The following is a 14405-nucleotide window of genomic DNA, read 5'->3' as shown; positions in this document are numbered from 1 at the left end:
GGCTAAGCGGGGTCCGCTGCACTCGCCATCCAATCAAGAATGATCTCGACCGATTGTTCAACCGAAAACAGGTGGGTCTGCACATGCACTTCAGGAAACAGCGGAGTGTCGTAGTTCGAATCAATCCCCGTGAAGTTCATAAGCAGTCCCGATCGCGCCTTTTTATACAACCCTTTAGGGTCCCGCTGTTCGACAGTTGCCAGTGGGGCATCCACGTGGACTTCTACAAAATGGTCGTTGCCAATGATCGAGCGGGCGTAATGCCGACTGGCCGATGACGGCGAGATCAGCGCGACGATAACAATAAGTCCCGCCTCCACCATCAAACCCGCTACCTCAGCGACCCGCCGAATGTTTTCATCGCGGTCACTGTCGGTAAACCCCAAGTCACGACACAGCCCGCTGCGTACCGAATCGCCGTCAATGATGCAGGTAAACCGGCCTTGGGCCCTTAAGGCCATATCCAGCGCATCGGCAATGGTCGATTTCCCGGAGGCAGAAAGGCCAGTCATCCAAATGACCAAAGGTTTTTGTTTCATAAGTGACTGTTCGGCACGCACGTGGCTGAACGTGAACGCGTGCAAGTTTTGTTGTGGACCTTGCGCGAAATAACTCATGACCGCTCTCCCTCCTTAAGCGAAACAGGCTGTTTGCCCAACATGAACACCATCACGCATTGTAAAAACAGCAGGAACGCAACCACCCAATAAACTGTCGAGAATGACCCGGTCAGGTCTTTGGACAGTCCGCCCAGGAAGTTACCGAACACGCCACCCAGGCCAATCAGCACATTGGCAATGCCAAATGCCTGCGTCAGCCGGTTGACCGGAACGATTTGCCCGATATAACTGGGGACCAACCCAAAAATGGGATAAAACGCCAGCGCAAACAAAAAAGCCGCCAAATAGAACAACGCGACAGTGTTAAAACTGAACACCAGCAGGGCTGCCAGACCCGCGCTCAGAAAACACATGGCCAAGGCCGTCCTGGCACCCACTTTGTCTGCAACCCATCCCACCAAAAAGCCCGAAGCCATCCCTACAGCGCCGATCGTCGTCCAGATAAACCCTGCGTCTTGTACCGAAACGCCTAACTCATCGCGCAGGTAAGGTGCCAGGTAAGTTTGAAACGGCAGCAGTGCCATACCGTTGAGAAAGGCGATGACCCAAATCAGATACAACGAACGGCTCAGCCATGGCGTGTGGCCATCGAGCGACCGCGAGCGCGCACCTGAGAAACCAGTTGCCTGGTCCGCCCCCATGTTGCGCAATAGAAACCAGGCCACGAAACAGAGGCCCAATGACACAAGGCCGGCCGTCAGCCAGATAGAGCGCCAGCCACCCTGTAAGGTGAGAAACGACACCAGCAACCCGTTGATGAACACACCGTAGCTGGTGCCACTGGAGATCAGCCCCATGACGCGGGAGCGATTACCTGGACTGAAACCCTTGGTGACGATTTCTGCCAGCGGGATGTAAACCGAAGCGGAGCACCCTCCCAGCAATATCAACAACCCACCCGACGACCAGATATTGTCGCTGACGCTCAAACCCAGCAGGGCCAGAGACGTCACCACGGTGGACACCAGGCTGATTTTCCAACCTTCGAAAAAACGGCTGATATAACTGGTGACCGAAGAAAACAGCAGGAAACCTATCTGTGCGCCGCCGGTGATCAAGCCCACGGTGGTGTAGTCGAAGCCGATATCCCGGCGCATATCAACCACCAGATTAGCGAACAAGTAGACGCCGAACCCATAGGTACTGGCCACAAACCCCGTCAGTACGACTGCCAACACTACGCTGTCCAGTACGCGAGGATTATTCTGTACGAGTGTGCTCATCATGACGCCCTCACACGGCGCGGGCGGTGTGGATGACAAAATCACAATTCATACTGTCGAAATCACGCTGAAAATCACCGTAATCCTCATGGGCAAAGAAGCCGCTGGCCTGAATCTCGCTGGCCAGTTCAGCGGGAAGTAACGGATACACTTTCAGGCTGTAGCGTTGTTTATCTGCAAACTCGTAAATGAACTCGCACACCTGTGCATCAACCCTTCCCAGGCTGACCGACGCGCTGGCGCCGCAGTAATAATAATTGCCGCTGGATTTGAAGTTGCCCGCGCGAATAGCAAAAAAATTACGCTGATCAACAATCAACACACCGCCTGGCTTGAGCAATGCCCTGAACTTGCGCAGCACGCTCATGCGGACGTGCGCCTCAAACACATGGCACAGTGAACTGCCCAGGCACACCACAGCGTCGAACGTGCCCAGCACGTCCGGGTCGAGTTCAAGCCACTCCTTGTGGTGGGAGTCAATCGCCAATTTACGCTCAAGAAAGTTTTGTCGGGCTTTGTTCAGCATCGTGCCGCTACCGTCCGCAGCGACCACCTCGAAACCTGCCTGCTTGAGTTGCACGGCATGAAAACCACTGCCCGTGGATACATCGAGTACTGATTTCACTCCGTGACTTTTCAACAACTGCTCAAAGAACCCCTGCTCGCCGGCCTTTCTTTTTTCCCAATCAATCAACGCATCCCAGTGCTCAACAAAGTCTGGCGAATACTGCGTTGAATAATTGGCTACTTCCTCGTGTTCATACTCCAGGATCTGACTCATGGCACACGGCTCCCTACCAGGTTGAATTCTTGAAAGACAGGTACTTTCCCGCCAACTCCCGAGCACAGTCCGCGGACTGCTTAACCGACATGATGTCCTTGGAGTACCCCAGCATCGTCTGCATGATTGCCATGCACCTGGGGTTGAAGGTGACCGAGCCGTCACAATGAATTTCGTCGATACCATCGTGGCTTTGGCAAATGCTATTGAGGCGCACCGCGTCGTCGTATGGGCAGTCGTCGGAGAACTGCACATTGATGCGTCCGTCTTGAAGCCACACCGGATAGCCACCCGGAAGCCCCAGGGGGCCGGGCGCGTGCACCAGGACCGGCGTGGGAGAAAAAAGCCCTTCGATCACGGTGACCGCAGAACACGCGGTCAAAAACTGCCCATCAACCCCGCCCAACCGACGAAACTCGTTTTTCACCGTAGAAAAAATCACCTCATCCGACAGACGAGCGACCGTACGCTGGCCGCGAACCTCATACAGCAAGCGGTAGCTGGCACGTGGGGGCAGGCCGCCCCGTGGCACGTAGTGACTGAAATAATGCTGGGCATACAGCATCACCTCCACGTCCGCGGCAGAGCACTTCAGCAACTTTGCGATGGACAAACGCACGGCCGGAATCAGGTTGGCGACATTACCTACCCCTATATCAGGCGCCAGACCGACCCTGGCCAGGATCGGGTTGACGGCGTCGGGAAAGGCCGCATTGACGGTCAGGGTCGCGATACCGGAGGTCTTCACGGCTTGCATCAAGTCATGCATCAGTGTCAGGTGCATGGGTAGCCAAGGACCGAACTGTGCCTGGTCAAGTTGTTCGAACAAGCGTTTGGGCAACCCGGTGATCACTCGCCATGACTGCAACGAGGCGCAGTTCACGATGATGTCCGGCGCGTGTTCCCGGAGCACTTGGGTCACGCTGCCGATATCCGTCAAGTCCGCGATCACCGGCGAGATAGCAACATACTGCTCCAGTTGTGCGCACGACAGCGTCACCAGGTTGCACAGCCGGATGGTCGCTTCTTCGTTGCGCCCCAGCACGACAAACTCGAATTTATTCCTGGGTGCCAGAATCTTGAGAATCTGCAGGCACAGATTACCCGCGCCCACCAACAGCAACTTTTTCTTCGGTTTGGGCTGGCTCACCGTGGGTAGGCTCCGTTATCAACCGGGATAACCTTGCCGGTCATATGCCGCAAACCTTCACCAACCAGCAGCAAGATAACCTCGGCCACACCACTGGGCAGGATGGGGTCTTTGAGAATTTCCTGGCGCGCGTACTCCGCGCGCCGATACTCAGGAATGGTGTCGTAGATGGCCGTGTCGTGAATCAGTGCCGGAGACACCGCGTTTACCCGCACAAAAGGCGCGAAGTTCCAGGCGTTGGCCTTGGTCAAGCCGATCACTGCGGCTTTCGTGGCGCCGTACAGGGCATCACAACTGCCCACTTCCCCTGCCACTGAGGTGATATTGACGATGCTGCGCGGCGCTTCATGCTTCATTTCGCGTTCGGCGAAGTCTTTGGAAAGATAAACCAGGGCTTTGAGGTTAACGTTAAGCATTTCATCCACCTCGTAATCGGAATAGGCGTAAATGCTTTTGCCGTGATACACCCCAGCATTATTAATTAACCCATAAATACTGGCATGACGCTCATACAGGCGTGGAATAAAACCCTTGATTACAGCACCATTGGAAAGATCGGCTACTTGCGTCTCTAGCACACTCGCGCCGTAAGTTTGTTGCAGGGCGTTGAGGGCGTCGATGTCCTTATCGACGGCAATAACAAAGTAACCATCGACAATAGCCTGCTCCACCGTCGCCCGACCAATTCCATTGGCGGCGCCAGTAATAATCAACTTTTTCATGCCCTGCTCCCCTATTGACAGAATTCGTTCATGCGCGCGTAAAAAACCCGGTGATAGTCATACATCGCTTTTAACGCCGGGGTGTTATCGAGCACCTCTTTATCGGGGTGAGGCTGACTCGGTGAAATAATGCATTCACTGTTTTCTGCGGCAATATGCCAACTTCGCCAGGTTTTCCATTGTTCTGGGCACTCGCGCTTCCACACCATGGCGTGCGGCAGGAATTCAATACCCAAATAGTCACATAGTTTACCAATCACCCGCTCCGGCGCTGCCGCCAGGTCATCAGCATTTATGACATAGGGCATTTTGCCGGTGAGCTTAGTGACCACACAAAAAATCTCATACAAGGCTTTATGGCCAATGGCTTGCAACGGCATATTGGGGTGCACGCGATAATGCGAAAGAATGCTGCTGGCGGGTTCCCGGATAAGAAAGATATTGTCTTGTTGCGCCAGGAAGTCCACGTCTGCTTTCAAGTCATTGAGGCAGTGATAACACATGTCTTTGTGAAAGACATTGGCCGTCTCCCTGGCCTTGACCAGCCGCTCTTTTATTGCCTGATAAGTGGTTGGGAAACTGTGATCCCATTCATCCGACGGAATGGCAGAGTCAGCAGAAAATGCCATATGGGCAAACGGTTCGTGGAAAACTTCAAAGTCTTTGCGCTCGATAAATACGCGTTCCAACACCGTGGAGCGAGAACGTGGGTGCGCCCATAACCCGACCATCTTGTTCATACGAGCACCCCGTATTCGGCCGCCATGATCGCACTGAGCGAACGGCTGAAAGCATGCGTAGGGGGGCAGAGTCGAGTGCAAAAATCGGCCAGGCGCCGATGCGCACTGTTGGCCTCATTGCACGTATTGATAAACGCCTCATGATTGCAAAAGTCATAAGGCTCGATGCCGTCCAGGCAGTAGGCTTCGCAGAAATACGGGATACGAAACAACTTCGCGAGCGTCGAAGCCGGTGGCTTCAAGGGTTCCCCCGCAGGGAATACCGGTTTACCGCGACTTTCGCGCTCAATCAGAAACTCAACCACTTCCGGCGTCAGTGTGTAGCACGTCGCCAGCAAGCCGGTCTTCTCCAGGTGCCAGCAGTGCTTGTTGCCACGCTCGTCCACATCGACTTTTATACTGGAAAGCAGGGTTTTGACTGGAGCGGAAGACGCCGAGACCAGCGCCTGTATTTGCTCATAAACCATCAACTCCGCCCAGCGCAGATCCTCTGGACTCAGCGTCAGGCCGCCCTCTGCCGCTTGTAACGCAAACTCGGGCTGACAAGCGAAGCGGCCGATCATGAACGTGATCACGTACTTGCAATGGCGTGTGTCGATGCCCTTGCTGCGCGCAGTCATCCTTCCACGTTCTATGGCCTGGATGCCTGCCTGAAATTGCGCAACAGTGAAGCAGAAGGTGATATTGACAGAACTGCCTTGCGCTACTAAGTGCTCGACAGTCGTAAGGCCCTCCAGGCTTGCGGGCACCTTCACCATCACATTCGCAGCCAACTGACGCAGTGCCACGCCCCTGGCAGTCATGCGTTCGGCACAGCGCACATCGACAGGATCGACTTGAGCGCAAATCCACCCTTCACACTGGGCAGATTGAACCCAGCGTTGCTTCAGGTCCGAAGCCCCCTGCACGATCACTTCGTCGTACAGCTTGCGGCGCAATTCTTGGGGCGTCAGTTTGGCAAGATTAAACCGCGACAACCAATACTCGCGTTTTTCAAGAATTACCGCAGTCACCAGACGAGGGTTAGTCGTCACATTGCTGAACCCACCGGGCTGCGAAAACGTGTCTGGCATTAACTGTTCTATGGAGCTGAAGGCGGCCGGGTACTTTTCAAGCAAGTATTTCTTATAAGGTGCATAGACGGCAGGCGAAGAGTCCCACCAAACTTCAGAATATGGGTCATTACTTTTTAGTCGCTCGGTATAACCTGATGTCGTCACAACGCCTCCTCCTTGAGTGGTCATATCACTGTAGAATCGTGAGTAATTCACGCATATCGGAAAATGCTAACGCCCCCGCATCGACCAACATTGAATGCCGGTCGACCGGTCCAAAACCCAGCACTTTGATGTTCGCCGCAATCGCCGCTTGAATACCGGCCACACTGTCTTCAATAACTAATACATCACGGACATCAACGTTATAAGTGGCGCACGCCGTCAAAAACACCAGAGGATCCGGCTTCCAGCGACCTAACTCATAACAACTGAACAGGTGCCCCTCAAAATAAGAGAGCAGTCCGGTGAGACGCAAACAGTGTTCTATTTTATGCCGGGGCGCACTCGAGGCTACGCAAAAAGGAATACTCAAGTTCTCGAGCACCTCACTGATACCCTCAGTAGGTTTTAAATGCGCGGTCAAAGCGATCTCAGCACGCTGGCGATAAGTTTCTTCAAACTGACTGTCGAGGCAAATATTCAATACCCGTTCGGCTTCACGTAAGCAGTCGGCAATCTTTCGCCCGCGAAATCGCTCAATGAATTCTACCAAGTCAAGACCCGTAGTCTCATGCGCATCACGACGTGCTTGTTCATTCAGCAGGGAAATCAGTACAGACAGGGTGATTTCTTCGCTTTGCACGAGTACACCGTCGCAATCGAAGATCACTAACTTAGGCACGCCCACACGGACAGGCGCTGCCCCCTGAACTGGTAGTTCCCCTATAAAGGCCAATGGGTGCATAGGCATCTCTTATAGGTATATCCGCGATGACTTCTGAACTACCAGCGGAGCACATTGAGGTGTGCTTATAAGACGCCCGCAGCAATATCCTGTCAAACGGTTTTTGGTGGATTATTAATTACTTTTAATTATTTGCGATTAGTTTTTTATTCCATAAAGCATAAATGCTTCGCAAAAAAACCCACTTGAGGCTGCTGAACTTCTACCGACGCGTGCCAGTCAGCACAAAGGACTCTGATAAAACGGTGGGTGGGCAATGCAGATCTCCTTGCAGCAACAAGTGGCCCTGGTCACCGGTGCCAGTTCCGGCATCGGCGCAGGTGCGGCAAAGGCGTTAGCCGAAGCCGGGGCGGCCGTGGTGCTCAACTACAATTCCCAGGCGGCGCCGGCCGAAGCCCTCGCCGCGCAGATCAACGCAAACGGCGGGCGGGCGATTGCCATCGGTGGCGACGTGTCCAAAGAGGCGGACGTGGAGCGCCTGTTCGCCCAGACCCTCGACGCTTTTGGTCACCTGGACATTCTGGTGGCCAACTCGGGCCTGCAAAAAGACGCCAATCTGGTCGACATGACCCTTGATGACTGGAACACCGTGATCGGCGTCAACCTCACCGGCCAGTTCCTGTGCGCCCGCGCCGCCGTGCGGATCTTCAATCGCCAAGGCATTCGCGACGGCGTATCGCGGTCGGCCGGCAAAATCATCCACATGAGTTCGGTGCACCAGATCATCCCCTGGGCCGGGCATGTGAATTACGCAGCCTCCAAGGGCGGCGTGGAGATGCTGATGCGCACCCTCGCCCAGGAAGTCAGCGAACAGCGCATCCGCATCAATGGCATCGCGCCAGGGGCGATTCGCACGGCAATCAACCGTGCGGCCACTGAAGGCGCGGCTGAAAAAGAACTGCTCAAGTTGATTCCCTACGGCCGCGTAGGCGATGTGGAAGACGTGGCCAACGCGGTGGTCTGGCTGGCCAGTGATGCCTCCGATTACGTGGTGGGCAGCACTTTGTTTATTGATGGCGGCATGAGCCTATATCCGGAGTTTCGTGGCAATGGTTGATTTCAAGAACGAACCGCAAAGCGCCATCGATGCCCACGGCATCATCGGCGATATGCGCAGCGCTGCATTGGTTAATGACAAAGGCAGCATCGATTTTTTCTGCTGGCCGGAATTCGACAGCCCATCAATCTTCTGCTCACTGCTGGACACGCACGAGGCCGGTGCTTTCCAACTCACCCCCGACCTGCCCAACGCTCGTCGCGAGCAAATCTACCTGCCCGACACCAATGTGCTGCAAACCCGCTGGCTGAGTGATGAAGCGGTGGTGGAAATCACCGACCTGTTGACCGTCAGCGAAGACGTCGATGAACTGCCGTTGCTGATTCGCCGCGTGCGTGTGGTCAGCGGCAAAGCCACCCTTCACCTGCGCTGCGCCGTGCGCCATGACTACGCCCGCGCGACGACCAAGGCGACGGCCGACAACGGCGGCGTGCTGTTTACCGCTGACGGCCAGCCCGGCCTGCGCCTGGTCGGCAGCCACCCGCTGAGCCTCGAAGACCAGGCGGCAGTCGCACGTTTTAGCCTGAGCCAGGAGGAAGGCGCCGAATTTGTCCTCGGTGGCGCCGACGACCCACGCGTCACCAACGACTGCACCGACCTGTACCTGGAACGCACCCTGAAGTTCTGGCGCGGCTGGATCGCGCAGTCCAATTACCGTGGACGCTGGCGCGAAATGGTCAACCGCTCGGCGTTGGCCTTGAAGCTTCTGACGTCACGCAAACACGGCGCAATCATTGCTGCCGCCACCTTCGGCCTGCCCGAATCTCCCGGCGGTGAACGCAACTGGGACTACCGCTATACCTGGATCCGCGACGCCTCGTTCACCGTCTACGCCTTTATGCGCCTGGGCTTTGTCGAGGAAGCCAACAGCTACATGCGCTGGCTCAAGGGCCGGGTCAGCGACTGCTGCGGCCAGCCGACCAAAATCAATATCCTCTATGGCATCGACGGGCGCCAGGAATTGCCGGAAACCGAGTTGGACCATTTGCGTGGTCACGGCGACGCCAAGCCGGTGCGTGTCGGAAACGAAGCGTTTGACCAGATCCAACTGGATATCTACGGCGAGCTGATGGACGCGGTGTACCTGGTCAACAAATACGGCGAGGCGATTTCCCACGAAGGCTGGAAACACACGGTGGAAGTGGCCGACCAGGTCTGCGAAATCTGGAACCAGAAAGACGTGGGCATCTGGGAGATGCGCGGCGAGCAGCATCACTTCCTGCATTCGCGGCTGATGTGCTGGGTGGCACTGGACCGCGCAATCCGCCTGGCCTCCAAACGCTCGCTGCCGGCCCCATTCGCACGCTGGGACCAGACTCGCCAGGCGATCTATGCCGACATCTGGAGCAATTTCTGGAACGAAGAGCGCGGGCACTTTGTGCAACATATCGGCAGCACCGCACTGGATGGCTCGATGCTGCTGATGCCGCTGGTGCGCTTCGTCGCGGCCACCGATCCGCGCTGGCTGTCGACCCTGGAAGCGATCCAGAAAAGCCTGGTGCGTGACGGCATGGTCTACCGCTACCGCAACGACGACAGCCAGATCGATGGCCTGCAAGGCACTGAAGGCGCGTTTACTGCCTGCTCGTTCTGGTACGTCGAATGCCTGGCCCGCGCCGGCCAAGTGGAAAAAGCCCACCTGGAATTCGAACAACTGCTGCGCTACGCCAACCCGCTGGGCCTGTACGCCGAAGAATTCGACAGCCAGGCCCGTCACCTGGGCAATACGCCCCAGGCGCTGAGCCACCTGGCATTGATCAGCGCGGCGACGTTTTTGGACCGTAAACTCAGTGGGGTGAAGACAGTGTGGCAACCCTGAGGCGGGCTGGGCACAATGGCCAGACCCGTCGTTCGATTGTGCGCAATACATGGAGGTAGAGGTGGGGCGGCATCCTTTAGTCAAAATCGTTGATCGCGATCCGGTTTTCGCGACCCTGGCGGCATGAGCGGATTTCCTACCCTCGCAACCCCACGCCTGCGCCTGCGAGAACTGCAAGTAACCGACGCCCCCGCGCTGTTCGCCATCCACGCCGATGCCGCGAGCATGCGCCGGTTCGGCGCCGACCCCATGACTGACATCGCCCAGGCCGAAGCCCTGATCGACACCTTTGCCCAGTGGCGCACTCACCCCAACCCAGGCACCCGTTGGGGCCTTGAACACCACGGCAAGTTGATCGGCAGTTGCGGCCTGTTCAAGTGGAACCGCGCCTGGAACAGCTGCGCCCTCTCCTGCGAACTGGCCCCTGCTGCTCGAGGGCAAGGCTTGATGCGCGAAGCCTTGCAGGCCATGCTCGATTGGGGCTTTGAGCATATGCAGTTGCATCGCGTAGAAGCGTTGGTGCATCCGCAGAACACCGCGTCACATGCACTGCTGGAACGACTCGGTTTTAAAACTGAAGGCACATTACGCGAGGCTGGTTTCTGGAATGGCCAGCGGCATGACCTCAATGTGTTGGGGTTGTTGGCGCGGGAGTGTCTAGACAAGTAAGACCATTGCCTCCATTCGCTCGATATTCCGTCACCGCGTTTGACTAGAGTTCTTCCATTTTTGGCCTGCCACGAGAAGACCGTCATGACCCCACTCGCCCCACTGCTCTACGTGCGCACCTCCATGCTCGACGTTGCCTACGAAGCCCACGGACCCGAAAGCGGTGCGCCGATTATTCTGCTGCACGGTTTCCCCTACGACCCGCGTGGTTACGATGACATCGCGCCGATGCTGGCCGAGCGTGGCTACCGTGTGCTGGTGCCGTACCTGCGCGGTTACGGCCCGACGCGGTTTATCAATGAGCAGGTCATGCGCTCCGGGCAGCAGGCGGCGTTGGCCAAGGACCTGCTGGACTTCATGGATGCCCTGCACATCCCGCAAGCCACTCTGGCGGGGTTTGACTGGGGTGGCCGCGCCGCGTGTATCGTCGCCGCGCTGTGGCCCGAGCGGGTACGAGGGTTGGTGACGGGGGATGGCTACAACATTCAGGACATTGCCAAGTCCCTCAAGCCGCGTGCGCCCGACACAGAGCACCGCCTGTGGTATCAGTTCTATTTTCACACCCAGCGGGGTGTGGACGGTTTGACCGCCAATCGCCGCGAGCTGTGCGCGCTGCTGTGGACGCTGTGGTCGCCGACCTGGGCCGAAGGGCCGAGCCTCTACGCCAAGACTGCGCCGTCGTTTGATAACCCGGATTTTGTCGAGGTGGTCATTCACTCCTATCGCCATCGCTTCATGTATGCGCCTGGCGACCCGGCGCTGGAAGCGATCGAACAGGCTCTGGCGCTGCAACCGCCGATTTCGGTGCCGAGCATTTCGCTGTGCGGTGCCGATGATGGCGTCGGCCCGGCCCCGGTTGAGGACGACGATTTGGAGTGCTTCAGCGGCGTGTATCGGCGCCAGGTGTTGCCGGGCGTTGGCCACAATGTATTCCAGGAAGCGCCGCAGGTGACCCTTGAGTCGTTGTTTGAACTACTCGCTCACGACACCGGCGAAAAGCGTTCGCGGTAAGCCTGGGGCGTCACCGATAACGCGCGCAGGAAGCTGCGCCGCAGGGTTTCTTCACAGCCAAAACCGCACTGCACGGCAATGCGTTTGATCGATGCCGTGCTGTCGGCCAACTGCCGCCGCGCCGTTTCCACGCGGATCAACTCAACGGCGCGTGCCGGGGTCTGGCCGGTTTCGGTGCGGTAGTGGCGCACAAAACTGCGCTCGCTCATGCCGGCCTGGGCGGCCAGGGTGGCGATATTCAGGTCCAGGGTGAGGTTGTCGGCCATCCAGGCGTGCAAGTCGGCAAAGCGGCTGTCGCCCTTCTGCAGCGACAAGGTTGCGCTGAATTGCGATTGCCCGCCCGGGCGCTTGAGGAACACCACCAAATGCCGCGCCACTTCCAGGGCGACGGCGCGGCCGAGGTCTTCTTCCACCAGGGCCAGGCACAGGTCGATGCCGGCGGTGACGCCGGCGGAGGTCCACACCGCACCTTGCTGGATAAAGATCGGGTTGGACTCCACCGTCAGCGCGGGAAACTTGCGCGCCAGCTCTTCGCAGCGAGTCCAATGGGTGGCCACGCGACAGCCGTCGAGCAAGCCGCTGGCGGCGAGCAAAAAAGCCCCGGTACACACCGATGTCATGCGCCGTGTGTGCCTGGCCTTTTCGCGCACCCATTGCACCAACGCGGGGTCTTCGGCGGCGCCGTACACGCCCCAGCCGCCGGCAATCACCAGCGTGTCGCAGGGTGTATCCGGCGCTGGCAGCGGCTCGGCCACCAACGCCAGGCCGGCGGAGGTCATCACCGGCGTGTCCTGCGCGGCGACCACCGAGACCGCGTAAGGCAACGCCAGGCCGCGCTGGCGCGCCAGGTCATTGGTCGAGGCGAACACCTGCAATGGCCCGGTCACGTCGAGCACCTGGGCATTATCAAAAGCGAGAACGTGGATGATCCGGGTCATGATTGGCGTGATTTGTGGGTTCAATGGCGTATTCGCCAAAGCCTAGGCCTCTACAGTGAAGCCGTCCACCCTTTTAACGGAGCTTGATTCATGACCTTGCAGATCGGTTTTCTGTTGTTCCCCGGCATCCAGCAGCTTGACCTTACCGGCCCCTATGATGTGTTGGGTTCGCTGCCGGATGTGAAGCTGCACCTGGTGTGGAAGGACCTGGCGCCGATCACCTCCAGCACCGGGTTGGTGTTCACTCCGACCATGGCCTATGCCGACTGCCCGCGCCTGGATGTGCTGTGCGTGCCCGGCGGTTCCGGCGTCGGCGCCTTGATGGAAGACCCACAAACCCTCGATTTCCTCAAAGCCCAGGCGCAGACCGCCCGCTACGTGACCTCGGTATGCACCGGCTCACTGGTGCTCGGCGCGGCGGGTTTGCTGCGCGGCCGCAAGGCCACCACCCACTGGGCCTATCACGACCTGCTCGCCCCGCTGGGCGCCATCCCGGTGCAGGCGCGCGTGGTGCGTGACGGCAACCTGTTCACCGGTGGCGGGATCACTGCGGGGATCGACTTTGCCCTGACCCTGGCCGCCGAGCTGTACAGCGAGGCCGCCGCGCAGCTGGTGCAGTTGCAGATCGAATACGCGCCAGCACCGCCGTTTGACGCGGGCAGCCCGCACACCGCGCCTGAACATGTGCTGGAGGAAGCCAACAAGCGCACGGCGGAATCGCGTCGGGTGCGCGGTGAAATTGTGGCGCGGGCAGCCGCGCGGTTGGGCTGATGGCACGAATGGGGTAGGTCAGGCTGGCCGAGACATAAAGGCCAACCGCGCCGCCAATAGCATCAGCACGGTCGCCAGGCCCCATTTCTGTAGCCTGGCGCTGTGGCTACTGCCCGCAAACACTCGGCTGATCGCCCCGCCAAAAATGCCCAGCAAGGCATGGAAAACCCCGGCGATCAGGGTCAGAACGCCGCCCAGCACCCACAGCTGCATCGCAATGGAGCCTGCCTCTGGCTTGACGAATTGGGGCAGGAACACCATAAAAAACAACAACGCCTTAGGGTTGAGCAAACTGTTGAGCATGGCCTGCACAAACACATGCCCCAAACGTACACGCTGGACCTGGGTCATATCCAGGCCGGTGTTTTTTTGCAGAGTCTTGAACACCAGCCACACCAGGTAGATCACCCCGGCGTACCGAATCAAATCAAACGCCGGCGGCCAGCTGGCAACCAAAGCGGTGACCCCGCAGGCCGTCAAGGCAGTCAGCAGCAGGTCCGCCACGCAGATCCCAAGGCTTGAAGCCACGCCCCCGCGCCAGCCGTAACTCACGCCATGGCTGATCACAAATGCCATGTTCGGCCCAGGTGACAGCAGCAACAGCAAAACAGCGCCGGAAAACACCGCGAGGGTTGCGAGGTCGATCATGCTCAAGCCATCTACCAGGGAAAGCCCGCAGGTTAATCGGTGAACCTTGCGCAAACAAAAAATTGTGCTGGATACATTTCTATCATCCTGCACAAAAAACATTAGCCTCCATGCCTTGTTTGTTGGCGTTGCCGCGCCCTCTCTGTCCCCTTTTTCTGCCACCTTCGAAAAAGGTTTACTCATCCAGCAGGAAAATTCCCATATTTGTTCCTACACTCAAAATCACACCCCAAGACCGAGTGCACGAACAAGGAATGTCAACAACATGACACATAAAAACCTGAACCAACGTGT

Annotated in this window: 15 protein-coding genes; 5 read left to right on the top strand and 10 right to left on the bottom strand. The window is 57.7% G+C overall.

Annotated features, from left to right (window positions below):
• Positions 1-2 precede the first annotated feature (2 nt).
• Genes cysC through ACTD9P_RS03190 form a run of 8 tightly spaced genes read right to left on the bottom strand, consistent with a single transcriptional unit; the run spans position 3 to position 7198 of the window.
• A complete protein-coding gene (cysC, locus tag ACTD9P_RS03225; protein WP_438866657.1) occupies positions 3-617 on the bottom strand; it encodes an adenylyl-sulfate kinase in 615 nt (204 codons plus the stop codon).
• On the bottom strand, positions 614-1843 hold the full coding sequence (locus ACTD9P_RS03220; protein ID WP_438866656.1) for an MFS transporter: 1230 nt from the start codon (positions 1841-1843) through the stop codon (positions 614-616). The genes cysC and ACTD9P_RS03220 overlap by 4 nt, the downstream gene beginning before the upstream one ends.
• Before the next feature lie 10 nt (positions 1844-1853).
• Complete coding sequence (locus tag ACTD9P_RS03215; RefSeq protein WP_438866655.1) at positions 1854-2624, bottom strand: class I SAM-dependent methyltransferase; 771 nt, start codon at positions 2622-2624, stop codon at positions 1854-1856.
• 13 nt (positions 2625-2637) lie between these two features.
• Entirely contained in the window at positions 2638-3774 is a 1137-nt protein-coding gene (locus ACTD9P_RS03210; protein WP_438866654.1) for an SDR family oxidoreductase, read from the bottom strand.
• The gene (locus tag ACTD9P_RS03205) at positions 3771-4496 is read right to left on the bottom strand and encodes an SDR family NAD(P)-dependent oxidoreductase (RefSeq protein ID WP_438866653.1); all 726 of its coding nucleotides are present in this window, start codon (positions 4494-4496) and stop codon (positions 3771-3773) included. The genes ACTD9P_RS03210 and ACTD9P_RS03205 overlap by 4 nt, the downstream gene beginning before the upstream one ends.
• 11 nt (positions 4497-4507) lie before the next feature.
• Positions 4508-5236 (bottom strand): sulfotransferase-like domain-containing protein, encoded by a 729-nt coding sequence (locus ACTD9P_RS03200; RefSeq protein ID WP_438866652.1) that lies wholly within the window; start codon positions 5234-5236, stop codon positions 4508-4510.
• Entirely contained in the window at positions 5233-6456 is a 1224-nt protein-coding gene (locus ACTD9P_RS03195) for a transaldolase family protein (RefSeq protein ID WP_438866651.1), read from the bottom strand. Before ACTD9P_RS03195 ends, ACTD9P_RS03200 begins: the two co-directional genes overlap by 4 nt.
• Before the next feature lie 25 nt (positions 6457-6481).
• The gene (locus ACTD9P_RS03190) at positions 6482-7198 is read right to left on the bottom strand and encodes an HAD family hydrolase (protein WP_438866650.1); all 717 of its coding nucleotides are present in this window, start codon (positions 7196-7198) and stop codon (positions 6482-6484) included.
• A 256-nt stretch (positions 7199-7454) separates the two neighbouring features.
• On the opposite strand from ACTD9P_RS03190, the gene ACTD9P_RS03185 reads away from it, so the two are divergent.
• The 4 genes from ACTD9P_RS03185 (at position 7455) to ACTD9P_RS03170 (ending at position 11754) form a co-directional block, all read left to right on the top strand.
• Positions 7455-8255, top strand: coding sequence for a glucose 1-dehydrogenase (locus ACTD9P_RS03185; RefSeq protein ID WP_438866649.1), 801 nt, complete (start codon positions 7455-7457; stop codon positions 8253-8255).
• Positions 8248-10074 (top strand): glycoside hydrolase family 15 protein, encoded by a 1827-nt coding sequence (locus ACTD9P_RS03180; RefSeq protein ID WP_438866648.1) that lies wholly within the window; start codon positions 8248-8250, stop codon positions 10072-10074. The genes ACTD9P_RS03185 and ACTD9P_RS03180 overlap by 8 nt, the downstream gene beginning before the upstream one ends.
• Positions 10075-10197: 123 nt before the next feature.
• Positions 10198-10743 (top strand): GNAT family N-acetyltransferase, encoded by a 546-nt coding sequence (locus tag ACTD9P_RS03175; protein WP_438866647.1) that lies wholly within the window; start codon positions 10198-10200, stop codon positions 10741-10743.
• Between the two features lie 84 nt (positions 10744-10827).
• Positions 10828-11754, top strand: a complete 927-nt coding sequence (locus ACTD9P_RS03170; RefSeq protein ID WP_438866646.1) for an alpha/beta fold hydrolase — start codon at positions 10828-10830, stop codon at positions 11752-11754.
• Here the strand turns inward: ACTD9P_RS03170 and ACTD9P_RS03165 are convergent.
• Positions 11724-12692: a GlxA family transcriptional regulator gene (locus ACTD9P_RS03165; RefSeq protein ID WP_438866718.1), complete on the bottom strand. Its 969-nt coding sequence runs from the start codon at positions 12690-12692 to the stop codon at positions 11724-11726. The genes ACTD9P_RS03170 and ACTD9P_RS03165 overlap by 31 nt on opposite strands.
• Before the next feature lie 90 nt (positions 12693-12782).
• Here ACTD9P_RS03165 and inhA point away from each other — a divergent pair, with 90 nt between their 5' ends.
• Positions 12783-13463, top strand: a complete 681-nt coding sequence (gene inhA, locus ACTD9P_RS03160) for an isonitrile hydratase (protein ID WP_438866645.1) — start codon at positions 12783-12785, stop codon at positions 13461-13463.
• Positions 13464-13481: 18 nt separating this feature from the next.
• Here the strand turns inward: inhA and ACTD9P_RS03155 are convergent, their stop codons facing one another.
• Positions 13482-14111 (bottom strand): LysE family translocator, encoded by a 630-nt coding sequence (locus tag ACTD9P_RS03155; RefSeq protein ID WP_438866644.1) that lies wholly within the window; start codon positions 14109-14111, stop codon positions 13482-13484.
• Positions 14112-14405 lie beyond the last annotated feature (294 nt).

Source organism: Pseudomonas onubensis (assembly GCF_965653655.1).
Lineage (GTDB): Bacteria > Pseudomonadota > Gammaproteobacteria > Pseudomonadales > Pseudomonadaceae > Aquipseudomonas.
The sequence above is the reverse complement of the archived record's forward strand: the minus strand, read 5'-3'. Positions and strand labels throughout refer to the sequence as shown.